The organism is Brevibacterium sanguinis (genome assembly GCF_039528855.1).
In the GTDB taxonomy this organism is placed as follows: domain Bacteria; phylum Actinomycetota; class Actinomycetes; order Actinomycetales; family Brevibacteriaceae; genus Brevibacterium; species Brevibacterium sanguinis.
The window spans coordinates 284057-308738 of the sequence record NZ_BAAAMB010000010.1; the positions used below are offsets into that span (position 1 = coordinate 284057).

The 24682-nt window shown below is 69.5% G+C and carries 20 protein-coding genes and 1 tRNA gene; 6 read left to right on the plus strand and 15 right to left on the minus strand.

Translation table 11 applies throughout. From position 1 onward, the window contains the following. Nucleotides 1–32: 32 nt before the first annotated feature. The 7 genes from xdhC to ABD154_RS13280 form a co-directional block, all read right to left on the minus strand. Nucleotides 33–818: a xanthine dehydrogenase accessory protein XdhC gene (xdhC, locus tag ABD154_RS13250; RefSeq protein ID WP_344251409.1), complete on the minus strand. Its 786-nt coding sequence runs from the start codon at nt 816–818 to the stop codon at nt 33–35. Next, nucleotides 815–3160, minus strand: coding sequence for a xanthine dehydrogenase molybdopterin binding subunit (xdhB, locus tag ABD154_RS13255; RefSeq protein WP_344251410.1), 2346 nt, complete (start codon nt 3158–3160; stop codon nt 815–817). The genes xdhC and xdhB overlap by 4 nt, the downstream gene beginning before the upstream one ends. Beyond that, nucleotides 3157–4602, minus strand: coding sequence for a xanthine dehydrogenase small subunit (locus tag ABD154_RS13260; protein WP_344251411.1), 1446 nt, complete (start codon nt 4600–4602; stop codon nt 3157–3159). The genes xdhB and ABD154_RS13260 overlap by 4 nt, the downstream gene beginning before the upstream one ends. A 193-nt stretch (nt 4603–4795) precedes the next feature. Further along, nucleotides 4796–6277, minus strand: a complete 1482-nt coding sequence (locus tag ABD154_RS13265; protein ID WP_232623839.1) for an NCS2 family permease — start codon at nt 6275–6277, stop codon at nt 4796–4798. A 250-nt stretch (nt 6278–6527) separates the two neighbouring features. Further along, nucleotides 6528–6618: transfer RNA gene (locus ABD154_RS13270), tRNA-Ser, on the minus strand. 58 nt (nt 6619–6676) lie between these two features. Next, nucleotides 6677–7114, minus strand: coding sequence for a nucleoside deaminase (locus tag ABD154_RS13275; RefSeq protein WP_344251412.1), 438 nt, complete (start codon nt 7112–7114; stop codon nt 6677–6679). Nucleotides 7115–7173: 59 nt separating this feature from the next. Next, entirely contained in the window at nt 7174–7731 is a 558-nt protein-coding gene (locus ABD154_RS13280; protein ID WP_344251413.1) for a tRNA adenosine deaminase-associated protein, read from the minus strand. Nucleotides 7732–7791: 60 nt separating this feature from the next. Between ABD154_RS13280 and upp the strand changes: the two genes are divergently transcribed. The 3 genes from upp (at nt 7792) to ABD154_RS13295 (ending at nt 10472) form a co-directional block, all read left to right on the plus strand. Further along, a complete protein-coding gene (gene upp / locus ABD154_RS13285; protein WP_198500579.1) occupies nt 7792–8430 on the plus strand; it encodes a uracil phosphoribosyltransferase in 639 nt (212 codons plus the stop codon). A 235-nt stretch (nt 8431–8665) separates the two neighbouring features. Beyond that, on the plus strand, nt 8666–9427 hold the full coding sequence (locus ABD154_RS13290; protein WP_198500578.1) for a winged helix-turn-helix domain-containing protein: 762 nt from the start codon (nt 8666–8668) through the stop codon (nt 9425–9427). 103 nt (nt 9428–9530) lie between these two features. Beyond that, on the plus strand, nt 9531–10472 hold the full coding sequence (locus ABD154_RS13295; protein WP_344251414.1) for an endonuclease/exonuclease/phosphatase family protein: 942 nt from the start codon (nt 9531–9533) through the stop codon (nt 10470–10472). Between the two features lie 13 nt (nt 10473–10485). On the opposite strand, the gene ABD154_RS13300 is transcribed toward ABD154_RS13295, so the two are convergent. Together ABD154_RS13300 and ABD154_RS13305 are read right to left on the minus strand one after the other, a co-directional pair. Continuing rightward, the gene (locus ABD154_RS13300; protein ID WP_198500576.1) at nt 10486–11676 is read right to left on the minus strand and encodes a MarP family serine protease; all 1191 of its coding nucleotides are present in this window, start codon (nt 11674–11676) and stop codon (nt 10486–10488) included. Continuing rightward, nucleotides 11673–13370, minus strand: coding sequence for a PrsW family intramembrane metalloprotease (locus ABD154_RS13305; RefSeq protein WP_249120910.1), 1698 nt, complete (start codon nt 13368–13370; stop codon nt 11673–11675). The genes ABD154_RS13300 and ABD154_RS13305 overlap by 4 nt, the downstream gene beginning before the upstream one ends. A 370-nt stretch (nt 13371–13740) precedes the next feature. Between ABD154_RS13305 and ABD154_RS13310 the strand changes: the two genes are divergently transcribed. Further along, the gene (locus ABD154_RS13310) at nt 13741–15627 is read left to right on the plus strand and encodes an LPXTG cell wall anchor domain-containing protein (RefSeq protein ID WP_211978097.1); all 1887 of its coding nucleotides are present in this window, start codon (nt 13741–13743) and stop codon (nt 15625–15627) included. A gap of 38 nt (nt 15628–15665) precedes the next feature. Here the strand turns inward: ABD154_RS13310 and ABD154_RS13315 are convergent, their stop codons facing one another. Genes ABD154_RS13315 through ABD154_RS13340 form a run of 6 tightly spaced genes read right to left on the minus strand, consistent with a single transcriptional unit; the run spans nt 15666 to nt 22018 of the window. Then, nucleotides 15666–16457, minus strand: a complete 792-nt coding sequence (locus tag ABD154_RS13315) for an HpcH/HpaI aldolase family protein (RefSeq protein WP_211978098.1) — start codon at nt 16455–16457, stop codon at nt 15666–15668. Next, a complete protein-coding gene (locus ABD154_RS13320; RefSeq protein ID WP_211978099.1) occupies nt 16442–17227 on the minus strand; it encodes a fumarylacetoacetate hydrolase family protein in 786 nt (261 codons plus the stop codon). The genes ABD154_RS13315 and ABD154_RS13320 overlap by 16 nt, the downstream gene beginning before the upstream one ends. A gap of 9 nt (nt 17228–17236) precedes the next feature. Then, nucleotides 17237–18349, minus strand: a complete 1113-nt coding sequence (hpaD, locus tag ABD154_RS13325) for a 3,4-dihydroxyphenylacetate 2,3-dioxygenase (protein ID WP_211978100.1) — start codon at nt 18347–18349, stop codon at nt 17237–17239. A gap of 11 nt (nt 18350–18360) precedes the next feature. After that, entirely contained in the window at nt 18361–19866 is a 1506-nt protein-coding gene (hpaE, locus tag ABD154_RS13330; RefSeq protein WP_198500571.1) for a 5-carboxymethyl-2-hydroxymuconate semialdehyde dehydrogenase, read from the minus strand. After that, a complete protein-coding gene (locus ABD154_RS13335; protein WP_249120911.1) occupies nt 19863–20567 on the minus strand; it encodes a GntR family transcriptional regulator in 705 nt (234 codons plus the stop codon). The genes hpaE and ABD154_RS13335 overlap by 4 nt, the downstream gene beginning before the upstream one ends. After that, nucleotides 20549–22018 (minus strand): fumarylacetoacetate hydrolase family protein, encoded by a 1470-nt coding sequence (locus ABD154_RS13340; RefSeq protein WP_211978101.1) that lies wholly within the window; start codon nt 22016–22018, stop codon nt 20549–20551. Before ABD154_RS13340 ends, ABD154_RS13335 begins: the two co-directional genes overlap by 19 nt. A gap of 185 nt (nt 22019–22203) precedes the next feature. Here ABD154_RS13340 and ABD154_RS13345 point away from each other — a divergent pair, with 185 nt between their 5' ends. Next, the gene (locus ABD154_RS13345; RefSeq protein WP_211978102.1) at nt 22204–24126 is read left to right on the plus strand and encodes an FAD-dependent monooxygenase; all 1923 of its coding nucleotides are present in this window, start codon (nt 22204–22206) and stop codon (nt 24124–24126) included. 79 nt (nt 24127–24205) lie between these two features. Next, entirely contained in the window at nt 24206–24676 is a 471-nt protein-coding gene (locus ABD154_RS13350; RefSeq protein ID WP_211978103.1) for an SRPBCC family protein, read from the plus strand. Nucleotides 24677–24682: the final 6 nt, after the last annotated feature.

Genomic DNA, 24682 nt, shown 5'->3' on the forward strand with positions numbered 1-24682 from the left:
CTCCTGAAGTCTGGAAGGTGGAATGGATCGGGTCAGGGCAGGCGGCTGAGCAGGTCGCCGGCGACGCTCACGGCGATCGTCGCCGGGCGCTTGCCGCTGACTGCGGGCAGGCCGATCGGGCACATGATCGTGTCGACGGCCTCGGGCGCATGCCCTTCGGTCTGGAGGGCCCGGCGGAAGCGCTGCCATTTCGCGCTCGAGCCGATGAGGCCGATGGAGCCTAAGTCTCCGCGCGTGAGCGCGGCGGCGCAGAGGTGGAGGTCCTCGGCGTGGTCGTGGGTCATGATGAGCACGTGCGCGCCGGCGGGCAGGCTCATCAGCACCTCTTCGCCGACGACGGCGAAGTGGCGGGTCACGGCGGCCACCGGGGCTTCGAGATGGTCGAGTTCGCTCAGCTGCTCGGGCCGCGAATCGGACACATGGAGGTCGATGTCGTGGCGGGAGAGAATGCGGGTGAGTTCGAGCCCGATGTTGCCGATCCCGAAGATCGCGACGACGGCGGGCACGGGCAGCGGTTCGAGGAGGAGGGTGACCTCTCCCCCGCAGCACTGCCGCCCGTACTGCGCCGGGGCCTTGTCGTTGAGCCGCAGGCTGAGCATCTCGGGTTCGCTCTCCCCGCCGTCGAGGAGTGCGCGGGCACGGGTGACGGCCGTCATCTCGAGATTGCCCCCGCCGATGGTCCCGAAGAGGTCATCGGCGGAGACGATCATCTTCGCACCGGCTTCCCGGGGAGCGTGCCCCCGGACCGAGGCGAGGGTGACGAGGACGGCCGGCACCCGAGCGCTGCGAAGCTCGGCTGCGGTGTCCATCCAGGTCATGACGGCACGGGCTCCCGGGAGCGGACGGCCTCGAGTGCCCAGAACACGGCCTCCGGGGTCGCCGGGGACGCGAGTTCGACGACGGTGCCCGGGGCCCCGAAGGCGCCGACGGCCTCCCGCAGGGCCTCGCGGACGGAGAACGCGAGCATGAGCGGGGGTTCGCCGACGGCCTTCGAGCCGTAGACCGCGCCCTCCTCGTGGGCCTTCTCCAGCAGCGCGACGTTGAAGACCTCGGGCATCTCGGAGAAGCTCGGGATCTTGTACGTGCTCGCGGCCTGCGTCGCCAGCCGTCCGCGGCTGGGCTTGTCGCTGTCGTCCCAGCGCAGGTCCTCGAGCGTGAGCCACCCGGCGCCCTGGACGAAGCCGCCCTCGATCTGGCCGAGGTCGATGAGCGGGGAGAGCGAATCCCCGACGTCGTGGACGATGTCGACGCGGCGCAGCGTGTACGAGCCGTCGAAGCGGCTGACCTCGACCTCGCTGACGGCCGCCCCGTACGCGAAGTACTTGAACGGCTCCCCGCGCATCTCCGAGAGGTTCCAGTGGAGTCCCTCGGTGCGGTAGAAGCCGGAGGCCGAGAGCTGGATCCGCTGGAAGTACGCGGTGTTGATGAGCTCCTCCCACGTGATCGTCTTCGCCGACGAGAGAGCGCTGACGATGCCGCGGCTGATCTCGACCTCGTGGGCGGGCGCCCCGAGGAGGCCCGCGGCGACGTGCCTGAGCCGACCGAGGATCTGCTCGCACGCGTCCTTGACGGCTCCCCCGTTGAGGTCGGAGCCGGAGCTCGCCGCCGTCGCCGAGGTGTTGGGGACCTTGTCCGTGCGCGTGGGCGCGAGCCGCACCGTCGACAGCGGGACCCCGAGACTCGTCGCCGCGACCTGGAGCATCTTCATGTGCAGGCCCTGACCCATCTCCGTGCCGCCGTGGGTGACGAGGACGGAGCCGTCCTTGTAGACGAGGACGAGGGCCCCGCCCTGGTTGAAGGCGGTGAGGTTGAAGGAGATCCCGAACTTCACCGGCGTGATCGCCAGCCCCCGCTTGACGTCGTCGTGGGCGGCGTTGAACTCGGCGATCTCCGCCCGTCGGGTCTCGACGTCGCCGGCGGCGAGCACCTGATCCCAGCACGCCTCCATCCGGTCGGGATGGCGCACGGGCTGGTAGTACGGGGTGTCCTGTCCGGCCTGGTAGAAGTTGCGGCGGCGCAGCTCGGCGGCGTCGATGCCCAGCTGCGGGGCGACGCGGCCGAGGATGTCCTCCATGACGAGCATCCCCTGCGGTCCGCCGAACCCGCGGAACGCCGTCTGCGAGGTCTTGTGGCATTTCGCGATGCGCCCGTGGACGCGGATGTTGGGCACCCAGTACGCGTTGTCGATGTGGCACATCGCGCGGGTGAGCACGGGTTCGGAGAGGTCGAGGCTCCACCCGCCGTCGGCGGTGAGCGTCGCCTCGAGGGCGAGGATCCGCCCGTCGTCGTCGAACCCGATCCGCCAGGTCGAGTGGAAGCCGTGGCGCTTGCCGGTCATCGTGATGTCGAGGGTGCGGCTCAGCCGCAGCCGCACGGGGCGGCCGGTGAGCTTCGCGCCGAGGGCGGCGAGGGCGGCGTAGCCGTGGGGCTGCATCTCCTTGCCGCCGAATCCTCCGCCCATCCGCAGGCACTGGACGGTCACCTCGTTGGCGGGGATCCCGAGGACATGGGAGACGATGTCCTGGGTCTCCGTCGGATGCTGGGTCGAGCACTGGATGAAGACCTGGCCGTTCTCGTCGACGTGGGCGAGCGAGGCCTGGGTCTCGAGGTAGAAGTGCTCCTGGCCGGCGAACTCGAACTCCCCTTCGAAGACGTGTGCGGCGTCGGCGAAGGCCCCGTCGACGTCCCCCTTGTCGATCGTCGGCTGGATGCCGTGGAAGCTGCCGGCGGCGATCGCCTCGGGGACGGTGACGAGCGACGGCAGCGGTGTGACCTCCGCGGTGACCGCCTGCGCTCCGGCCTTCGCGGCTTCGAGGTCCTCGCCGAGGACCCAGGCCAGGGGCTGGCCGAAGTACATGATCTCGTCGACGGGCAGCATCGGCTCGTCGTGTTTGACGCCCTGGTCGTTGACGCCGGGGATGTCCGCGGCGGTGATGACCCGCACGACCCCGGGCACCGCGAGGGCGGGGGCGGTGTCGAGGGAGTCGAGGCGCGCGTGCGCGTGCTCGGACCTCACCGGGAACGCGTGGAGGACGCCGGTCAGGCGCCCGACGAGGTCGTCGGTGTAGAGGGCGGCGCCGGTGACGTGGCCGAACGCGCTTTCGTGGTGGTGGCTCTCGCCGACGACGGGGTCGGCGGGGCGCTGGGACAGCTGGCTCATCGTCCGGCCTCCTCGGTCATCGCGGCGAGCTGTTCGGCGTAGAACCGCTCGAGGGAGGAGCGGAGCATCGCCGTGCGGTACTGCGCGCTCGCCCGGTGGTCGTCCATCGGCGTGCCCTCCGCGGCGAGCGTCTCCGCCGCCGCGTGGACGGTCTCGAGCGTCCAGGGCCGGCCTTCGAGCTCGGCTTCCGTCGCCCGGGCCCGCAGCGGTGTCGCGGCCACTCCGCCGAGGCCGATGCGGGCCTTGACCACCACCCCGTCGACGACGTCGACGGCGTAGCCGATCGCGACGGAGGAGATGTCGTCGAAGCGCCGCTTCGCGATCTTCTGGAACGACGTCAGGGGTGCCAGCGGCAGGGGGATCCGCACCGCGGAGATGAGTTCGCCGGGCTTCCGCACGGTCTGCCGGTAGCCGGTGAAGTAGTCGGCGAGCGGCACGGTGCGCTCACCGTCGCGCGAGGCGAGCACGAGCTCGGCTTCGAGGGCGAGGAGGGCCGGCGGGGTGTCCCCGATCGGCGACCCGGTGCCGAGGTTGCCGCCGATCGTCGCCCCGTTGCGGATGAGACGGGAGGCGAACTGCGGGAAGAGCTTGCCGAGCAGCGGCACGCTGCCGGCGAGTCCGCGTTCGACCTCGCTCAGGGTCAGGGCGGCGCCGATCTCGATGTGGTCGGCGGTGCGCCGGATGCCGCGCAGCTCGGGCAACCGGTCGATGGCGAGCAGCGACTTCGCGCGCACGCCCTTGATGTTGACCTCGACACCCCAGTCGGTGGCGCCGGCGACGAGGAGGACGTCGGGGTCGTCGGCGAGGATGCCGAGCGCCTCGGCGAGGTCGGCAGGGCGGCGATAGCGGCCCAGGTCCCCGGTCGGGGTGTCGGGGCGGTGGAGATCGGTGGGCGCCGAGGCGGGGGCGGGGTCGGCCATCCGGGCGGCCAGGGCGTCGGTGGCCTCTGGGGTGCCGAGTGCCTGTGCGGCGTCCTTGATCGGACGGTATCCGGTGCAGCGGCAGAGGTTGCCCGAGAGCGCGTGGAGATCGAACTCCTCCCGCCCGGGGCGGTAGTATTCGGCGGCCATCGAGCAGATGAAGCCGGGTGTGCAGTAGCCGCACTGGGATCCCCCGCGCACGGCCATCTCCTCGGCGACGGGGTGGATGTGGTCACCGGCCGAGAGTCCCTCGGCCGTGATGACCTCCTGGCCGTCGAGGGCCGCGGCCGGCAGGAGACAGGAATTCACCGACGTCCAGCGGGTCGTGCCGTCGCCGTCGGGTCGCGCGATGAGGATCGCGCAGGCTCCGCATTCGCCTTCCGCGCAGCCTTCCTTGGCTGCGGTCAGGCCCTCGCCGCGGAGGAAGTCGAGGGCATTGGTATGGGTGGGACCGTCGAAGTCGCGATCGGTGCCGTTGACCGAGATCCGACAGGCCGAGCGTTCTGTGGTCGACGCTGACATCGCACTCACCTCCTGCGCCTCAGCGAGGAGGCGCACAGTGCATGGTTGGAACAGTTGCGCTGGCTCTCCGAGACTTCTGGTTATCCATGCGAACAGCAGCGGAGAGCGGTCGGCGGGGCGTCATCGCCCCGCGGGCGTCAGTCGCCGTGGGCGATCTGCCCCTTCCCCCACGCGGTGTGCTCCGTCACAATGCTCATCCTCCCAAGATAGCCGAAATGGGGCCGCGAACGAAGTAGAGGACGAATCCGGCGGAGACGATCCACAGCAGCCAGTGGACGTGCTGTCCGCGACGGCTGAACGCGTGGATGAGCGCCCACGAGATGAAGCCGACGCCGATGCCGTTGGCGATCGAGTAGGTCAGCGGCATCGTCACCATGGTGAGGAAGACCGGCAGCGAGGTGCGGAAGTCGCTGAGGTCGATCTCGCGGATCTGCGTGACCATCATGGCGCCGACGACGACGAGGGCGGCGGCGCCGGCCTCCATCGGGATGACGCCGATGAGCGGGGCGAAGAACATCGAGAGGAGGAAGAGCACACCGGTGACGATCGCGGCCAGTCCGGTTCTCGCGCCTTCGGCGATGCCGGCAGCGGAGTCGACGAACACCGTGTTCGACGAGGCGGACGCGCCACCGCCGGCGACGGCGCCGAGGCCCTCGATGACGAAGGCGCTGCGGATGCGGGGGAACATGCCGTCCTTCGTCTGGAGTCCCGCGCTGCGGGCCAGACCCGTCATCGTGCCCATCGCGTCGAAGAAGTTCGTGAACACGAGGGTGAAGACGAGCATCGTCGCGGCGAGCACGCCGATGCGCTCGAAGGCTCCGAAGAGGTCGAACGCGCCGATGAGCCCGAAGTCGGGCAGCGCGACGATCTGGTCGGGCAGCTGCGGTGCGCTGAGGTTCCAGCCGGCCGGGTCGGGGTTGACCGGGTCGCCGACGGTGCCGAGCTTCGCGAACGCCTGGATGATGATCGCGGCGATCGTCGCGACGATCATGCCGATGAGGATGCCGCCGGGCACCTTCCGCGCGACGAGGACGCCGATGAGGATGAGGGCGCCGATGAACACGAGCGTCGGCAGCGACGTGATCGACCCGTCCTGTCCCAGCTGCACGGGCGGACCGGCCGGGGTCCGGGTGACGAAGCCGGAGTTGACGAACCCGATGAATGCGATGAAGAGGCCGATGCCGACCGTGATGGCGATCTTGAGCGCGTGGGGAACCGCGTTGAAGATCGCCGTGCGGATGCCGGTGGCGCCGAGGAGGACGATGATGATGCCGTTGATGATGACGAGTCCCATCGCCTCGGCCCAGGTCACCTCCTGGACGACGGAGACGGCGAGGAAGCTGTTCATCCCCAGGCCGGCGGCGAGCGCGAACGGCAGTTTGGCGATGACGCCGAAGAGGATCGTGATGAGTCCCGCGACGAGTCCGGTGACGGCCGTGAGCTGAGCGAAGTCGAGCGTGCCGCCGGCGACGTCGGCGGAGCCGCCGAGGATGAGCGGGTTGAGCACGACGATGTAGGCCATCGCGACGAAGGCGACGATGCCCCCGCGGATCTCCTGCTTGACCGAGGAACCGCGCTTGGTTATCTCGAAGAATCTGTCCAGTGCGCCCGAACTGCGGGCGGCGGCGTCCGTGTCCTGCCGCTGGTCGTCGTTCGACACTTCTTTGTCTGCCATTGTCATGGACCACCTCAAACTGTTCGATTTGGTCGGCTGTGACATCGTCGTCGCAGCCCTGCGCCTTGAACATGCGCAACGAAAGAGAAGTATCCTTCCATGATGCGGAAAAATATTTCTATTTCATCCCGACAGTCTCGCGTCTCACGGTCGGTGTGTCAATCGTCACAGGCGAAGTGCAACCCATTCGAGACCCTGGCCGCGACGGGCCCGGACACACGAAAACCCCCGGCTGACCAGGGGTTTTCATTGGCGGTGGCGGTGGGATTTGAACCCACGGTACGGGGTTACCGTACACAACATTTCGAGTGTTGCACCTTCGGCCGCTCGGACACGCCACCGCCGACAACAATACAGTCGGTGCCGGGAGCGGGCCAAATCGGATCGGGGTGAGTGCGGTCACGTCCCCCGCTTGGCCGTGAAGAAGTCGCTGAGCAGGGCCGCCGCCGCGCTCTCCTGCACCCCGGAGTAGACCTCGGGGTGGTGGAGCGCCGCCCGATCGCGCGGCAGATCCCACACCGACCCGACGGCTCCGGCCTTCTCGTCGAAGGCGCCGAAGACGAGGCGGGCGACCCGGGCGCCGATGAGCGCTCCGGCGCACATCGCGCACGGCTCGAGGGTGACGACGAGGGTGCACCCGTCGAGGCGCCACCGCCCGGTCGTCGCGGCGGCCTGCCGCAGGGCCAGCAGCTCGGCATGGCCGAGCGGATCCTCGTCGACCTCCCGCCGGTTGTGGCCGGTCCCGATGACCCGACCCTCGCGGTCGAGGACGACGGCCCCGACGGGAACGTCGTCGTGCGCGGGTGCCCGGGCCGCCTCGGCGAGGGCGAGGGCCATCCACGCGGAGAAGTGCGCATGCCCGCCGAAGCCGAGCTCATCGGCACGGGTGTCGTGGCTCAGCGGGCGGCCTCGAGCTGATCGGCGAAGCCGACGGTCTCCCCGACGTGGGCGACGACGCGCGCCGGATCCGAGGGGTACTTCTCGACCTGCTCGATGAGGTCGGCGGGAGTCAGACCGCGGTCGGCGAAGATGTCGGCGTCGCCGCCCCATTCGCCGTCGCCGTCGAAGTCGAGCATCTCGACCTCGTCCTCGACGTCGTCGTCCTCGTCATCGGCGTCCGGCTCCTCCGCATCGAGCCCGAACTCCTCCTCGGGTTCGGCCTCGTACGCGTCGTCCGGGGAGTCGAGGTAGTCGGCGAAGATCTCCGCGAACGGGCTGAGCTCGGCGGCGCCGAGATCCGAGATGAAGACCTTGACCTCGTTGTCCGCGGCGAGGCGGACGAGACCGAACCATTCGTCCTCGTGTTCGATGACGGCGACGGCCTCCCCGTCATCGGTTCCCGCACTCCGCATCATGTCGACAAGGCTGTCGAGGTCCGTGGCGTCGCGGACGTCGACATCGAGAGCGCGGAATCCGTCGCTCGACTCGGCAAGGATCTCAGTGAAGTAGGACATGACTCCATTGTGGACTCTTCCCCCGGCTTTCACCACAGCCGATTCCCGTACCATCTGAGTATGCGCCTTCACGTAGCCGACCACCCCCTCATCGCCCACAAGCTCAGCGTTCTCCGAGATGAGAACACCGATTCCGCGCGCTTCCGGCAGCTCACCGAGGAGCTCGTCATGCTGCTCGCCTACGAGGCGACCAGGTCCCTGGCCGTTGAGGACCGGGAGGTCACGACACCGGTGGCGACGTTCACCGGGACTCGGATGGCCGAACCCCGTCCCGTCGTCGTCCCGATCCTGCGCGCGGGCCTCGGCATGCTCGACGGGATGCTGCGCATCCTCCCCACCGCCGAGGTGGGCTTCCTCGGGATGGTCCGCGACGAGGAGACCTTCGAGCCGACCGCGTACGCCGATCGCCTGCCCGACGACCTCAGCGGACGTCAGATCTTCGTCGTCGACCCGATGCTTGCCACCGGCGGGACCCTGGCGATGGCCATCGACTTCCTGCTCGCCCGCGGCGCCCGCGACGTCACCGCCGTCTGCCTCGTCTCCGCACCGGAGGGCGTCGAGCGCATCGAACGCGACTACGGGGCCTCGGCGAACGTCGAGATCTACACCGCCGCCCTCGACGAGCGCCTCAACGAGCTCGGCTACATCGTGCCCGGCCTCGGCGACGCCGGCGACCGGATGTACGGCATCGTCGACTGAACGATCTCGTCACAAAACTTCACACTCGTCTCAGAACCCGGCGATCCTTTGCCCGGGTGCGCGCATGTGACGAATAATGAAGGCATGACCTCTGCGAATCACGAAGCGCGAATGCGCGCGGCATCGATGTGTATGCCCTGCGTTCGTCGTCGGTGATCGCCCTTCCGCTGTCCGGCTGCGAACGAGTGCAGACACGTCGCGCAGCGGACTCCATCGCATCACCCAGAGGACAGACATGCCGAATCCCGAACCGAACTACGTCCACCCCCGCAGCGCTGTCGCGGTGCGCCGCGCCGGTGCCAGGCTGAGCGCCGTGGACCCGCAGAACCCGCCGCACACCTACGGCCCCTCCGGGGTCGTGCCCTCGCCGAAGGCGGCGCGCGGCATCATCGTCTACATCGGCCTCGACGAGTCGAAGGCCGCCGCGGACGGCACGAACCTCTCCGCGATCGCCGGTGAGCTCCAGGCGTACGCGAAGGAGCTCGCCTCCCAGGCCGAGACCCAGGCCGTCATCGCCCTGGCCCCCGAGGGCCGCGGCAGCGACATCGACGCCGTGCGCGCCGTCGCCAACGGCTCCCCCGCCGCGTCGGGAACCCCGGCCGGCAGCCACGGCCCGGTGCGCTCCCGGATTCCCAACCGCATCCATCCGCCGACCCTGCGCGAGACCGAGGCCGGACCCGCCGAGCGCCTGCGCATCGACATCCCGCGCCGCGAGGTCCGCATCGACGGCGATCTCGTCGATGTCACGACGAAGGAGTTCGACCTCCTCGCCACCCTCGTCTCCCATGCCGATGAGACGCTGCCGCGCGAGGCCCTCATCGCCGCCGTGTGGTCGGGGGCCGAGGAACCGGACGAGCGCACCGTCGACGTCCACATCCGCCGACTGCGCCGCCGCCTCGGCGAGCACTCCTCGGTCATCCGCACGATGCGCGGCGCCGGCTACCGCTACGACACGCATCCCGACGTCACCGTGTGGTCGGCCACAGCACATCGGTGACCCGGCCATCGGTGATCCAGCCCATCGGTGAACCAGCACTGAGACGCACGTCGCACGGCCCGTCCAGCAGGAGGCCAGGGTTCGCGGTTAAGATTCCTAATCGATGAATCAGCCATACCCCAGGCCCGCGCGCGCACGGAAGTCCGCGAAGGGCATCACCGCACTCGTCGTCGGCCTGCTCTACTCCGCGTTCCTCGTCCTCCACGAGCTGCTGCCCGCCCGCGGCGGCATCGCCCTGCTCGTCGAGAGCATCCTGCCGTGGACGGGGATCATCATCGGGCTCGTCCTGCTCATGATGCTCTTCCGGTTCTCCGTGCTCTCGGTCATCGGCGTGCTCGTCCCCGCGCTCGTGTGGGGCGTGATGTTCGGCGGTCCGCTCCTGCCGGCGCGCGATGCCGGCACCCCGGACCTCACCGTCGCCACGCAGAACGTCGGGGCCCGCCTGCCGGAGCCGACGGCCACGGCGCAGAACATCGTCGCCGCCGATCCCGACATTGTCACGATGCAGGAGCTCGCGTCACTGTCCGGGCAGATCATCCAGGACGAGCTCAATGCCTCGTTCGCCCACTCGGAGGTCATCGACACCCTCGGCGTGTGGTCGAAGTGGCCGATGTCGACGCCGGAGGAGATCGACCTCGGACTGCAGTGGCCGCGCGCCTTCGCGACGACGATCGCCACCGATCACGGCGACATCCGGTTCTACGCCGTCCACATGCCCTCGGTGCGGCCGGGCCAGGAGGGAATGCGCAACGCCGCTCTGCGCCGGCTCTCGACCGTCATCGAGGGCGATGACGCGGAGCAGATCATCGTCGCCGGCGACTTCAACACCGCGTCGACGGATCGGAACTTCGACGAGCTCGTCCCGCCGCTTCAGGACACCCGCGTCGAGGCGCGCGGGGGCTTCGGCTTCACGTGGCCGGCGCAGTTCCCCGTCACCCGCCTCGACCACATCCTCTACCGCGGGTTCACCGCGACCTCGGACAGGGTCCTCGGGGAGGGCACGAGCGACCACCGCGCGGTCATCGCCGGGCTCGATCTCGCCTGAGCTGCGCGCGGGCTCAGCTCGTGCACTGTCCCGTCGGCACCGGGGTCGTGTTCGCCGCGCCGGCCTGGAGTTCGTCGCGGATCTCGGCGCGGGTGAGCGCGTAGCCGGTCTCCTCGTCGGTGGCCGAGCGGGCGAAGACCATGCCGACGACATTGCCGCCGGAGTCGATGAGCGGTCCCCCGGAATTGCCCTCGCGGACGATGCCGCGCAGCGAGTAGACGTCGCGCACGACGCTGCTCTGGTCGTAGATGTCGAGGCCGCGGGCGTTGATCTGCTCGCGCACCCGCGTCGGGGAGATCGTGTAGGGGCCGTTGGCGGGGAAGCCGACGACGACGGAGTCGTCCCCGGGTCCGAGCGGACTGCCGAACTCGAGGGCGGGAGCGTCGAGCTCGGGGACCCGGAGGACGGCGACGTCGGCTTCCGGATCGAATTCGACGACCTCGGCGGAATAGGGGCGCCCGGTCCCGCCGACCTGCACGGCGAGGCTCGTCGATCCGGCGATGACGTGGGCGTTCGTCGCCACGAGCCCGTCGTCGTAGACGAAGCCGGAGCCCTCGGAGCCGGCCCGGCACGTCGTCGTGGTGGTCGTGATCTTCACGACCGACTCCTCGACGCTGCGTCCGACCTCGACCATGTCGGCGTCGGGTTCGCCGACCCCGCGGATCTCCTCGGTCTGCCCGGAGAAGACCTGCGGGAAGCCCGTGGCCCGCAGGGTCGAGGCGAGATCGCCGAGCGCGCTCTGCGAGGAGTACGGGATCGTCCGGTCGATCGCGGCGATGACGCCGGAGTCGGCGACCCACTGGTTGGGCCCCACGAGCGGGGTGGCGCGGATGAAGCCGGCGGCGAGCCAGATGACGAGGACGTAGACGACGCCAGCGGTCACGGTGCCCCCGATCGCGTCGATGCCCTGCCCGAGCTCGGAGTCCATCGCGCGTTTGATCCACGTGCCGATCCCGTTGCCGGCGAAGGCGAAGAGGACGCTGAGCACGAGCGGCATCGCCGCGAGCAGCGCGACGACGCCGGGATTCTCCATCGCCGAGGTGCCGGCGGAGAGGTTCTCGACGAGCGGGGAGAGCAGCCGTCCGGCGATCCACCCGACGACGAAGCCGACGACCGTGCACAGTCCGACGACGAAGCCCTGCCGGAATCCGGCGAAGAGGGCGCCGATGCCGAGGAGGACGATGATGATGTCGACGATGATCATGACACGGCCTTCGCCTCGCCGCGGGAGGCGGCGAGCAGCCGGTCGCGGGCTCCGGCGAATTCGCGGAGCTCGAAGTTCTCGATCTCCTTCTCACGACCGCCGCCGATGCCGGCGAGCAGGCGCATGCGCGTCGTCGACAGCTTCCCGGCGAGCCGGATCATCTCAGCCATCTCCGCCTTGCCGCCGGGGAACGACTTGGCCCACCGGCGGCCGGACTTCCGGCCCTTCCACGTGCCGAGCATGTCCGCCTCGGCGTGGGAGAGCCACCCGGAGTTCGCGTAGTCGCCGAGCATGTTGAGCGTGTGGAGGCGCTCGCTGCGGCGCAGCAGCAGCCCGAGAACGACCCAGCAGGTCGTGAGGATGAAGCTCAGGACGATGAGTCCGACGATCTGGGCGATCGGACTGATGAGCTGGAGGCCGGTCATCGACCCGTTCCAGATCGCGTGGAGGCACATGCCGATGAAGAGTCCGGGCAGCCACATGAGGACGACGGCCCACCACGGCCACTTGCGGGCGGCGAAGCCGATCGTCACCCCCGCCCAGCTCGAGAACGCGGTGTGGAGCAGCGGCGAGCACAGGCAGCGGAGGACGAAGGTGACCCACAGCCCCGAGGTGCTCTCCTGCCATGCGGTGCCGAGGTAGAGGATGTTCTCCGTGAAGGCGAAGCCCGCGCCGATGAGGGCACCGTAGACGAGGCCGTCGAGGGGGCCTTCGAAGTGCCGGCGGGCGGCGAGGACGAGGACGACGAGGAGGGAGGTCTTCATCGTCTCCTCGACGATCGGGGCCTGCACGACGGTGGCGAAGACGTCGGGCATCTCGCCGACCCCGACGAGGAAGAGGGCGACCTCGCCGACGAGGGAGACGAAGAGGGTGAGGATGACCGAGGCGACCGCGCCCCAGAGGAGGCAGAGGCCGAGGAGGATCTTCGGCTGCGGCTTCCACCTGTCGAGCCACAGGACGTAGGCGATGATCCCGACGAGCGGGATCGCCGAGAGCCCGATGAGGGCGAAGAGCCTGGCCCCGAACTGGAAGCCGCCGGCGACGGCCATGACGAGGAGGCCGAAGACGAGGGCGCACAGCGCGAGGATCGCGATCGCGAGCCGGACGACGTTCGTCGTCGAACCGGGCTCCTCGGGCGGCTGGGTGCGGCGCACCGCTCCCGTCCACGGGGTCTCCGACACCCGGTGATCGGGGGTCTGCATCGACGCGCGCACCCGCATCTCCTGTGTCACGGTCGGGGCGAAGCGCGGCTGTTCGTAGACTCGGCGGGGTCCCTGCCCCGGGTGCGGAATCCCCGGCTGCGAGCCGACCGGCTGCCTGTGGTGGACCGGGGGGCCGGGATAGACGGGTCGACCGGCGGGATCGCCGCGGCGCTGCTGCGGGCGTCGGGCCTGCTCCTCCTGCGGGCGCTGCTCCTCCTGCGGGCGCGGGCGGAAGCGCTCATCGCTGCGCCGCGGGTCGACCTGGGGCGGCCGGACGAAACCGGGCGGTCCTGCCATCGGCGGCCCGACCACGGGCGGGCCTGCCATCGGCGGGCCTGCCATCGGCGGTCGTCCCGGGAACTGCTGCGGGCCCATCGCCTGCCGCGGTCCGGGCTGCGGATTCCCGTGCGGGCGGTTCCCGTGCGGGCCGTTCCCGTGCGGGCCGGGGCCCTGGTTCGAGCCCGCCTGTCCTGGGCCGACCTGTTCCGACATAGTCCGTCCTTCTCCATGGGGCGCTCGAAGCCGCTGTTCAGAGCGTTGACTGCCCCATCAGTCTACGGTCGAACACTGACACGCACCCTAAAGCGACGTGTCCGTTCAGCAACAGCCGGCACCGGTCACTTGCGTGCATCTGACTGTGGATTCCCGGCACCGAGGCGGGAGGGCCGTGCCGTCGTCGCTGCCCGATTCTGCAGGGCTGAGGAGCCCGCCGGCCGCGCCCGGCCGCGCCGCCGACTCGCGTCCCCAGCCGTGAACCTGCCTTGTCGACTCGCGCTCATTCTCCTGTGGACGCCGGCACCGGTTTCCACAGGGGGTTGTCGGGGTCTGGTCAGGACTCTGTCGTGGGGCGTCCAATCGGGGCATGAAAACTCGCAGACGACCCACGCCCCTGTCCGTCCTCGTCCTCCTCATCGTCGCCGTCCTCTCCTGCGCCGGGCTCTCCCCCGGGCCCGCGCACGGGGCGAGTGCCGAGCTCGGCGAGGTGCCGATGCTCAGCAGCGCCGACGCCTACGGTCCCGGGATCTGGCACGAAGCGCCCGAGGGAAAGACCTGGTACGGGGCGTATCGGACGTTCCCGGACACGTTCGCGTACTGCATCGACGCGGGGAAGCAGTCGCCGCTGCCGGAGTTCTTCGCCGACGCGACGGCGCAGGAGGTCACGGCGCCGGTCACGGCGTGGGCGCTGGCGACGTACGCGGATTCACCGGATCCCGATGTGCAGGCGGCGCTGAGCGCGATCGCCCGGACCGATGAGCGCATCGACCACGATCACACGGTCCCGCCGCAGGAGCCGGGCGACCTCGGTGCGGAGTTCGAGGGGGCCGCGCAGCAGTACGAGACGATCATGGCCGAGGCGAAGCGGATGGCAGGACCTTACACGCTGACCATCGCGCTCGAACCGGTCCTCGACATCCCCATCCTCGAACCCTATGCCGCGGGCGAGGGGGACTTCGCTCGCGCCCCCGCAGACCCGACGCCGTCGTTCCCGACGACGAACCGGGTCACGCTCACCGCCGCCCTGACGACGGCGTCGGGGACCGCGGTGCCCGATGTGCCGATCACGCTCGAGGTCACCGGCGCCGACGGCCCGGCGAGTCTGACGAGCGGGACGGCTCCGGCGACGACGACGCTGACCGCCGAGGGTCCGGGCACGGTGAGGGTGAGCGCCTCGGCGAGCGTCGCCCCGGACACCGTCGCCCTCTACGAGCCGACGTCGGGCACCCGGGTGCAGCGGGTCATCACCCCGGGCGAACCCATCACGCTCACCGACTCCGCCGAGGTCGACCTGACCTCGCAGCCGCGGGTGGTCACGGAGATCTCGGAGGCGAACCCCTCCCCCGGGGACACGGTCACCGACACGTTCACCGTGTCCGGTCTCATCGGCGACCACACCGTCGACGTCGTCCACGAGCTGTGGGCGACGACGTCGAAGCCGGAGGTGGGGAAGAGGAACGACGACGCCGAGGTGGTCGGATCCGTGACGTCGGCGGACGTCGGCAACGGCACCCACGAGTCCCCCGGCATTCGGATCCCCGCGGACTTCCGCGGCTGGGTCTACTTCACCGAGACCATCGCCGCCGACGACTCGACGAGGGAGTGGACGGGCATCCACGGCCAGCCGAAGGAGACGGGCTTCACCCCGTGGACCCCGACAGCGCAGACCCAGGCCCGGCTCGACGGCGACACCGTGACCGACGAGGTCGCGGTGACCGGGCTGCGGCCCGGCGCCGAGGCGAGGCTCACGGTCACGGCCTATCGCACCGACGAGGAACCGGAGCAGTCGGCGACACCGTCGGGCACCGAGATCGCCGCCCAGGACATCACCGTCGTCGCCGATCAGGAGGGCAGCGCGACGGTGAGCACGGAGCCGATCGATATGCCCGTCGGCTGGGTGACGTTCGTGACGACGATTGCCGAGGACGACGTCCACCGCGGCTGGACGAGCGAATGGGGCATCCCCGCCGAGACCGTGGAACGGGTGGCGGAGGGCACCGCGAGTCCTCCCCCGACCGCGCCCTCGCCCCCGGAGCAGCCGGCGCCACCGGAGGAACCTGTGCCCTCGGAGGAACCTGTGCCGCCGAGCTCTCCCCCGACGACTCCGGTCGCGGACCGGCCTCAGGCCCCGGGCCCTGTCTCAGAGCTGCCGCGAACGGGAGCGACCGGCCATGGCTTGCTCATCGGCGCCGGCATCGTCCTCATCGGGGTGGGAGCGGCGACGCTGCTCGTCACCGGTCGGCGGAGACGATGAGGCCACCGGCGCGGAAGAGGTCGCGGAGCGCCGCTGACTCAGTCCCGACCGGACCACTCCTCGGCCCAGCGGCGGGCACCGGCGACGAGCAGGCTGACATCGGCGCCGACGAGGACGAACGACGCCCCTGCATCGAGGTAGGCCCGCGCCTGCACCGGGTCGAAGGCGTTGACGCCGACGGGTTTGCCCGCGGCCCGCACCGCCTCGAAAGTCGCGCGCACCGCCGCGGTGACATCGGGGTGCGTCTGCTGACCGAGCAGCCCCATCGAGGCGGCGAGGTCGGAGGGCCCGACGAAGACGGCATCGACACCGTCGACGGCGGCGATCTCCGCGGCGTTCTCCACGGCCGTCGCCGACTCGATCTGCACGGTCAGGGACACGAGGTCGGCCGCCCGGGTGAGGTAGTCGGGCACGGTGTTCCAGCGTGAGGCCCGCGCCAGCGCGGACCCGACCCCGCGGACCCCGGCAGGCGGGTAGCGCACGGCCCGGGCGGCCTCCTCGGCGTCGGCAACGGTGTCGACCATCGGCACGAGGAGGTTCTGGGCGCCGAGGTCGAGGTGCTGCTTGATGAGGACCCGATCGCACACGGGGACGCGGACGACGGGGGTGGCCGGATAGCCGTTCATCGCCTGGAGGAGCCGGGTCGTCGTCTCGAGGCCGATCGGCGAGTGCTCACCGTCGATGAGGACCCAGTCGAGCCCGGAGGACGCGGCGATCTCGGCGGCCACGGGCGACCCCGAGCTCACCCACATCCCCGCGAGGTGGTCGCCGTCGGCGAGCCCGCGGATCCGGTCGGCGAACGTCGGCGGCAGGTCTACTCGAAACGACATGTGATGGCTCCCAGATCTCCGTAATCGGCGTGGACGGTGTCGCCGGGGTGGACCCACATCGGTCGCGTGAATGAGCCGGCGAGCACGGTCTCGCCCGCCCGCAGGCTGTCCCCGTGGTCGGCGAGCTTGTTCGCCAGCCACGCGATGCCGCGGCCCGGATGGTCGAGGACGGCGGCGGCGACACCGGAGTCCTCGATCGTCTCGTTGCGGTAGAGCAGGGCTGCGACCCAGCGCAGGTCGACGGCGTCGACGGCCACCGGCCGCCCGCCGAGGACCATCGCGCCGAGGGCCGCGTTGTCGGAGATCGTGTCGACGATCGTGCGCCCCTCCATCTCGATGCGCGAGGAGAGGACCTCGAGCGCCGGGACGACGTACTCCGTGGCCCGCAGCACGTCGACGAGCGTGACGTCGGGGCCGGTGAGGTCGGCACCGAGGACGAACGCGAGTTCGACCTCGATGCGGACTCCCGAGTACTGCGCGTGGTCGATGACCGCGCCGGTCTCATAGACCTGGTCGGCGAAGATCGTCCCGTAGTCGGGTTCGGTGATGCCGGTGGCCTGCTGCATCGGCTTCGACGTCAGACCGATCTTGTGCCCGACCATCCGCCGTCCCGCGGCTTCGCCGCGCCGGCGCCACTCCCGCTGGACCGCGTACGAGTCCTCGACGGTCATGTCCGGGTGGGCGGCGGTGAGCAGACCGATCTTCGACCGCGTCCTCTCCGCTTCCGCGAGCTCATCGGCGATGCCCGCGATGACGGCGTCTTCGAGCATGTCCCCTCCTCAGAGCTGGTGGCCGAGCTTGAATTCCTCTTCGCCGTCCTCGGCGCCCGAGTGGGCTCCGAAGTCGGATTCGGCGTCCTCCCGGCGCGTGTAGGAGAACCCGTCGGCGCCGATCGTCACCTCCAGCTCGGAGTCGTCGGTGCGGGCGGTGAGCGGCACGGGGTTGCCCTCGAGGTCGAGGACCGTCGAGGCGTCGGTGTACCACGAGGGCACGACCGGGTTGCCCCACCAGTCACGGCGCTGGTTGTCATGGACGTCCCACGTCACCCGCGGGTTGTCGGGGTCGCCGGTGTAGTAGTCCTGCGTGTAGATCTCGATGCGGTGCCCGTCGGGATCGCGGAGATAGAGGTAGAAGGCGTTCGACACCCCGTGCCGGCCGGGTCCCCGCTCGATCGAGTCGGACATCCGCAGCGCGCCGAGCTTGTCGCAGATCGCGAGGATGTTGTGCTTCTCGTGGGTGGCGAACGCGACGTGGTGCATGCGCGGTCCGTCGCCGCCGGTCATCGCGGTGTCGTGGACGGTGGGCTTGCGGCGCATCCACGCCGCGTAGACGGTGCCCTCATCGTCCTGGATGTCCTCGGTGACGCGGAAGCCGAGGTCCTCCATGTAGTTCACGGCGCGCGGCACGTCCGGGGTGACCTGGTTGAAGTGGTCGAGGCGGACGAGCGCACCGGGCGAGTAGAGGTCGTAGCGCCATGCGAGCCGCTCGACGTGGTCGACGTCGTAGAAGAACTCGTAGGGGAAGCCGAGCGGATCCTGCACGCGCACGGAGTCGCCGATGCCGCGGACGAAGCCGTCCTTGCGCCGCTCGACGGGGCAGCCGAGCTCACGGTAGAACGCCTCGGCGGCGTCGACCTCCTCCGGGCTGCGGACCCGGAAGGAGAACGCGGCGACCGCGGGCACGGGACCCTTGCGGAGGACGAGGTTGTGGTGGATGAACTCCTCCATCGACCGCAGGTAGACGGAGTTCTCGTCCTCCCAGGTGACCTGCAGGTCGAGGACGTCGACGTAGAAGTCGCGGGAGCGCTGGAGGTCGGTGACGACGATCTCCATGTACGCACAGCGCACGACGTCGGGCGCGGGGACGGTGGGGGTGGTGATGGGGTCGGACATGGGTTTTCCTCTCACTGCTTCCCGAAGACGGGATTGTGGACCTCGCCGAGGTTGATGTGCACGGCCTGCTGGTCGGTGTAGAAGTCGATCGAGCGGTATCCGCCCTCGTGGCCGAGGCCCGAGGCCTTGACGCCGCCAAAGGGGGTGCGCAGGTCGCGGACGTTGTTCGAGTTCAGCCACACCATGCCGGATTCGACGGCCTGCGCGAAGTTGTGGGCGCGCTTGAGGTCCGAGGTCCAGATGTACGCGGCGAGCCCGTACTTCGTGTCGTTGGCGAGCTCGAGCGCCTCCTCGTCGGAGGAGAACTTCGTGATCGCGACGACGGGGCCGAAGATCTCCTCCTGGTAGATGCGCGCGTCGGGGGTGACGTCGGCGAAGACGGTGGGCTGGACGAAGTTGCCGTCCTCGAAGCCCTCGGGGCGTCCGCCGCCGGCGACGAGGCGGCCCTCCTCCTTGCCGAGCTCGACGTAGGACATGACCTTCTCGTAGTGCTCGGGGTGGACGAGAGCGGCCACCTCGGTGTCGGGATCCGAGGGCAGACCGACCTTGACCCGCTTCGCCTGGGCGGCATAGCGCTCGACGAACTCGTCGTAGATCGAGTCCTCGACGAGGATGCGCGACCCGGCGGTGCAGCGCTCACCGTTGAGGGAGAAGACCCCGAAGATCGTCGCGTTGACGGCGGCGTCGAGGTCCGCGTCGGCGAAGACGACGGCCGGGGACTTCCCGCCGAGCTCCATCGACAGGCCCTTGAGCCACGGGGCGGCGTTGGCGAAGATCGCCTGGCCGGTCGAGGACTCACCGGTGAAGGAGATGAGCGGCACGTCGGGGTGCTTGACGAGGGAATCGCCCGCGAAGCCCTCTTCGCCGAAGCCGTTGACCATGTTGAACACGCCTGTGGGCAGGCCGGCCTCTTCGAAGATGCCCGGCCACAGGGACGCCGAGAGCGGGGTGAACTCGGCGGGCTTGAGCACGACGGTGTTTCCGGTCGCCAGCGCCGGGCCGAGCTTCCACGATTCGAGCATGAACGGGGTGTTCCACGGGGTGATGAGCCCGGCCACGCCCTTGGGCTTGCGGTTGACGTAGTTGGCCTGCCGTCCGGGCACCTTGTAGGCGTCGTCGGTCTGGGCGACGATGAGGTCGGCGAAGAAGCGGAAGTTCTCCGCGGCCCGGCGGGCCTGGCCCTTGGCCTGGGTGATCGGCAGCCCGGAGTCGTAGGACTCCATGGCCGCGAGCTCGTCCTCGCGGGATTCGACGATGTCGGCGATGCGGTTGAGCACGCGGGCCCGCTCGCGCGGGAGCATCGTCGGCCACGGACCCTCTTCGAAGGCCTTCTTCGCCGCGGCGACGGCGCGATCGATGTCGGCCTTCTTCCCCGAGGCGGCCTTGATGTAGGGCTGGTTCGTCACGGGGTTGATGACGTCGAACTCGTCGCCGTCGAGGGAGTCGACGAACTCGCCGTCGATGTAGTGGCGGATCTTCTCCGGCAGGTTGGCGGGAGCAGTGGTGGACGCAGTCATGACTTGTCCCTCTCTGTTGCTGTGGTGGCTTCTTGGTAGCTGTGCAGGGTGGCGGTGCGGTGGGCGCGGACGACGCGTTCGACCTCATCCGCCGAGGCGGCCGCTCGGATGAGTGCGATGATCCGGGAGTGCTCGTCGACGGATTCCCGGGCGCGTTCGGGAACGAAGGAGAACGTCGAGTTGCGCAGGTGGGCGAGCCGGTCCCATTCGACGCCGACGAGCGTGCGGAGGCGATCGTTGGGGCAGCGGGCGAAGAGCGCGGCATGGAACTCGTGGTTGAGCCGCGTGAACTCGACCGGGTCGAAGTCGTCGAGCAGGGCGAGCATCTGCTCGTTGAGCGCCTCGGCGGCGGCGAGGTCAGTATCGGTGATGTGGGTGAGCGCCTGCGCCGTCGCCGCGCCCTCGAGGATCGCGACGGCCTCCATCGACTGGACGTACGACCCGTGGTCGACCATCGCCACCCGCGCTCCGACATTGCGCTCGAAGGTGACGAGACCGTCGGCTTCGAGCCTGCGGATCGCCTCCCGCACGGGCACGACGGAGGTGTCGAGGTCGACGGCGATCTGCGAGAGCACGAGCTTGTCGCCGGCGTCGAACGTGTGGTCCCCGATGCGCTCGCGGATCCAGTTGTACGCGAGCTCGGCCTTGCTCAGGCGCTGGCCGAGCGGGGCGGCCTCGGCGGTCATCGTGAGCTCTTCCATTCCTCGAACTTCGCCTTCCACTCACCGGTCGGCGGGAAGAGACCGTCGACGGGATTGCCGGCGGCGACCTGATCGGCGACCCAGCCGTCCTCGGTCTCCTTCTCCAGCGCTGCGTCGACGACCTCCTCGGCGAGGTCACGCGGGATGACGATGACCCCGTCGTCGTCGCCGACGATCACATCGCCGGGCAGGACGGTGGCGCTGCCGCAGGCCACGGCGACATCGGACTCCCACGGCACATGCTTGCGACCGAGCACCGCGGGGTTCTTCGCGGTCGCGAACACGGGGAGGATGCCGGCCACCTCGGCGGCATCGCGGACGCCCCCGTCGGTGACGACCCCGGCGGCGCCGAGGGACTTCGCGCGGAGGGCGAGGATGTCACCGAGCGTGCCCGATCCGGACTCGCCGCGGGCCTCGATGACGATGACCTCGCCGGGCTTGAGGGAGTCGAAGGCGCGCTTCTGCGCGTTGTAGCCTCCCCCGTGGGACTTGAAGAGGTCCTCCCGGTTGGGGACGAAGCGCAGGGTCTTGGCGACCCCGACGAGCGTCGTGCCCGGCTTGAGCGGACGGACCCCGTCGATGACGACGTTGTTGAGGCCGCGGGCGCGCAGCTGCGCGGACAGACCCGCGGTCGGCGCCTTCTCCAGCTTCTCGCGCAGCCCAGCGGGCAGGGATCCGTCGTCCTCCGGCGGGAGGCCTGCCTCCTCGCGGGAGCCCCACGCATCGGCGGCGAGCGCCTCGGTGACGGCCGGAGTGCTGCCCAGCGCTGCGTCGAAGTCGCCGGGACCCTCGACGACCTCGGTGCGCAGGCGTCCCGAGCTCAGCTGCTCCCCCGACGCCGAGGAGGCGCCGGTGACCTCGACCTCGACGACATCGCCGGGGGCGACGACGGTCGAGCCGGCCGGGGTGCCGGTGAGGATGACGTCCCCGGATTCCAGCGTGAAGTGCTGGCTGAGGTCGGCGATGATCTGGGTGAGCGGGAAGATGAGCTGGTCGGGGCCGGTGTCGTCGTCCTGGACGAGGGAGCCGTTGACCCACGTCCGGATCGTCAGCTCCTGCGGGTCGACCTCGGCGGCGGGGATGAGGTTCGGACCCAGCGGGGTGTAGCCGTCGCGGCTCTTCGAGCGCACGTTCGACCCCTTGTCAGGGGTCTTGAGGTCGTAGAGACCGAAGTCGTTGGACGCGGTGACGCCGGCGACGTGATCCCACGCCTCATGCGCGGTGACCCGATGGGCGGGGCTGCCGATGACGACGGCGATCTCGCCTTCGAACGCGAGCAGCTTCGTGCCGGCGGGGCGCTCGATCGTCGCTCCGCTCGGGGCGACCGAGCTCGCGGCCTTGAGGAAGTACGAGGGTGCGGCGGGGCGCTTGCCGCGCTGGGCCGAACGGGACTCGTACGCCACGTGGACGGCGATGATCTTGCCGGGGCGGGAGGGCACTGCAGTCGACATCGAAACCTCGTTCTCTCGTCGTTGATTGATTGAATCGTATACGATGCTTTGCCACTGGACAAGGGCTTGTCGTGATTTCCTGGATTCGCGTGCTTGATCGTATATGAACTGATACGATCTCAATCACAGTGTGCGTGATGGATCACTCGAGACGCACGAGGGTGTGTGAGAAACCGGAGGCTGATATGCACTTCCATCAGAACGGCTACGTGTCCGCGGATCCGCGGATCGAGGAGGCGGCGGGGTACGGCATCGACCGACCCGAAGCCCTGCCCGACGAGGTCGACGTCCTCATCGTCGGCAGCGGACCGGCGGGCATGGTCGCCGCCGCACAGCTCGCCCAATATCCCGAGGTCAACACCCGGATCATCGAGAAGCGCGACGGGCGCCTCGTCATCGGCCAGGCCGACGGCATCCAGGCGCGCTCGGTCGAGACGTTCCAGGCGTTCGGCTTCGCCGAGGAGATCATGCGCGAGGGCTACCACATCACGGAGATGGCCTTCTGGAATCCGGATCCCGAGAACCCCGATCACATCATCCGCACCGGCCGTCCCAAGGACGACGAGACCGGCGTCAGCGAGTTCCCGCACCTCATCGTCAATCAGGCCCGCGTTCTCGACTACTTCGCGCAGTTCGCCAAGCAGTCCCCGGCCCGCATCGAACCCGACTACGGCATCGAGTTCGTCGACCTCTCCGTCGAGGATCCCGCCACCGCCGCCGATCCCCAGCACCCGGTGTCGGTGACCGTGCGCTACACCGCCGGTGAGCGCGCCGGCCAGCAGCGCACGATCCGCGCCGGCTTCGTCATCGGCAGCGACGGCGCCCGCTCCGGGGTGCGCTCGGCGATCGGCCGGACGATGTCCGGTGACCAGGCCAACCATGCGTGGGGCGTGATGGACGTTCTCGCCAACACCGACTTCCCCGACATCCGCACGAAGTGCGCGATCTCGTCGAAGCACGGCAACATCCTCCACATCCCCCGCGAGGGCGGTCATCTCTTCCGGATGTACGTCGACCTCGGCGAGGTGCCCGTCGATGATGCGCGCAAGGTGCGCCAGACGAGCATCGAGGAGATCATCGCGAAGGCGAACGCCATCATCGCCCCCTACTCGCTCGACGTGAAGAACGTCGCGTGGCACAGCGTCTACGAGGTCGGCCACCGCCTCACCGACGCCTTCGACGACACCGACGAGTCGGTCCCGGACTCCCCGTGCCCGCGCGTGTTCATCACCGGCGACGCCTGCCACACGCACTCGGCGAAGGCCGGTCAGGGCATGAACGTCTCGATGCAGGACGGCTTCAACATCGCCTGGAAGCTCGGGCAGGTCGCGACCGGCCGGTCGTCGTCCGAGCTGCTGCGGACCTACTCCGCTGAGCGCCAGGTCACCGCGAAGAACCTCATCGACTTCGACAAGGAGTGGTCGACGCTCATGGCCACCCCGCAGGATCAGCTGCCGGACAAGGCCTACCTCGAGGACTTCTACGTCAAGACCGCGGAGTTCCCCGCCGGCTTCATGACCGAGTACACGGAGTCGATGATCACTGCCTCGACGGCCAACCAGGAGCTCGCGGCGGGCTTCCCCGTCGGCAAGCGCTTCAAGTCCGCGCGCGTCAACCGCGTCGTCGACTCCTACCCCCTCCACCTCGGGCACGAGGCGAAGGCCGACGGCCGCTGGCGGATCTACGTCTTCGCCGACGGGGCGACCCCGGGTCAGGAGACCGACGCCGAGGCGCTCAACGGAGTTCCCGGCCTCGCCGACTGGCTCGAATCCGATCCCGCCTCCCCGCTCGTGGCCTACCGCCGCACCGGCGAGGACGTTGACGCCCTCGTCGAGCTCAAGGTCATCTACCAGCAGCCGCACACGGAGTTCGACTTCACCGACGTGCCCCCGGTCTTCCGCCCCTTCGTCGGGAAGTACAGCCTCGAGTACCTCGAGAACATCTACGCGGCCCTGCCCGATGACGACATCTTCGACACCCGCGAGATCAGCCGTGACGGTGCCGTCGTCGTCGTGCGGCCCGACCAGTACGTCGCCGGCATCTACCCGCTGAGCGCCCGTGAGGAGATCGGGAAGTTCTTCGCCGGGGTCTTCCTCCCCGAGAGCTGAGAGCCGGCCTGTCTGAGAGCTGGCTGATGACCGGGGCGAAGGCCTCGGATTGGCACTGCGCCTGTGGCAGGGTGGTCGTATGGCTACGAATGAGAAGAGCATCACAGTCACCCGTGTCATCGACCACCCCACACAGGAGATCTTCGACGTCCTCACCCTCCCGGAGAACCACGAGCAGTTCGACGGTTCGGGGATGGTGCGGGCGGCGGAGAAGTCCCAGCGCATCCAGGGCGTCGGCGACGTCTTCGTCATGAACATGTTCGCCGACGCGATGGGCGGCGACTACCGGATGCACAACCATGTCACCGCGTACGACGCGAACAAGATGGTCGGGTGGCAGCCGGCTCAGTCGGACAATCCGAAGGAGCCCGGCGGCTGGGAATGGGTCTACGAGCTCAATGCGGTCGGCCCCGACAGCACCGAGGTGACGCTGACCTACGACTGGTCGAAGGTCGACGACCCGAAGCTGCTCTCCCTGTTCCCCGTCGTCAGCGAGGACCAGCTCGACGAGTCGCTCAACCGCTTGGCCGCCGCCGTCTCCGGGAGCTGACGCAGC

Excerpts from the sequence above, each read along its gene's own strand:
- ABD154_RS13320 (WP_211978099.1), bottom strand. The coding sequence starts at position 17,227 with ATGCTCGAAGACGCCGTCATCGCGGGCATCGCCGATGAGCTCGCGGAA.
- ABD154_RS13315 (WP_211978098.1), bottom strand. The coding sequence starts at position 16,457 with ATGTCGTTTCGAGTAGACCTGCCGCCGACGTTCGCCGACCGGATCCGC.
- ABD154_RS13335 (WP_249120911.1), bottom strand. The coding sequence starts at position 20,567 with ATGGAAGAGCTCACGATGACCGCCGAGGCCGCCCCGCTCGGCCAGCGC.
- upp (WP_198500579.1), top strand. The coding sequence starts at position 7,792 with ATGCGCCTTCACGTAGCCGACCACCCCCTCATCGCCCACAAGCTCAGC.
- ABD154_RS13280 (WP_344251413.1), bottom strand. The coding sequence starts at position 7,731 with ATGTCCTACTTCACTGAGATCCTTGCCGAGTCGAGCGACGGATTCCGC.
- ABD154_RS13275 (WP_344251412.1), bottom strand. The coding sequence starts at position 7,114 with ATGGCCCTCGCCCTCGCCGAGGCGGCCCGGGCACCCGCGCACGACGAC.
- ABD154_RS13295 (WP_344251414.1), top strand. The coding sequence starts at position 9,531 with ATGAATCAGCCATACCCCAGGCCCGCGCGCGCACGGAAGTCCGCGAAG.
- hpaE (WP_198500571.1), bottom strand. The coding sequence starts at position 19,866 with ATGACTGCGTCCACCACTGCTCCCGCCAACCTGCCGGAGAAGATCCGC.
- xdhC (WP_344251409.1), bottom strand. The coding sequence starts at position 818 with ATGACCTGGATGGACACCGCAGCCGAGCTTCGCAGCGCTCGGGTGCCG.
- ABD154_RS13300 (WP_198500576.1), bottom strand. The coding sequence starts at position 11,676 with ATGATCATCGTCGACATCATCATCGTCCTCCTCGGCATCGGCGCCCTC.
- xdhB (WP_344251410.1), bottom strand. The coding sequence starts at position 3,160 with ATGAGCCAGCTGTCCCAGCGCCCCGCCGACCCCGTCGTCGGCGAGAGC.
- ABD154_RS13310 (WP_211978097.1), top strand. The coding sequence starts at position 13,741 with ATGAAAACTCGCAGACGACCCACGCCCCTGTCCGTCCTCGTCCTCCTC.
- ABD154_RS13290 (WP_198500578.1), top strand. The coding sequence starts at position 8,666 with ATGCCGAATCCCGAACCGAACTACGTCCACCCCCGCAGCGCTGTCGCG.
- ABD154_RS13260 (WP_344251411.1), bottom strand. The coding sequence starts at position 4,602 with ATGTCAGCGTCGACCACAGAACGCTCGGCCTGTCGGATCTCGGTCAAC.
- hpaD (WP_211978100.1), bottom strand. The coding sequence starts at position 18,349 with ATGTCCGACCCCATCACCACCCCCACCGTCCCCGCGCCCGACGTCGTG.
- ABD154_RS13350 (WP_211978103.1), top strand. The coding sequence starts at position 24,206 with ATGGCTACGAATGAGAAGAGCATCACAGTCACCCGTGTCATCGACCAC.
- ABD154_RS13265 (WP_232623839.1), bottom strand. The coding sequence starts at position 6,277 with ATGGCAGACAAAGAAGTGTCGAACGACGACCAGCGGCAGGACACGGAC.
- ABD154_RS13340 (WP_211978101.1), bottom strand. The coding sequence starts at position 22,018 with ATGTCGACTGCAGTGCCCTCCCGCCCCGGCAAGATCATCGCCGTCCAC.
- ABD154_RS13305 (WP_249120910.1), bottom strand. The coding sequence starts at position 13,370 with ATGTCGGAACAGGTCGGCCCAGGACAGGCGGGCTCGAACCAGGGCCCC.
- ABD154_RS13345 (WP_211978102.1), top strand. The coding sequence starts at position 22,204 with ATGCACTTCCATCAGAACGGCTACGTGTCCGCGGATCCGCGGATCGAG.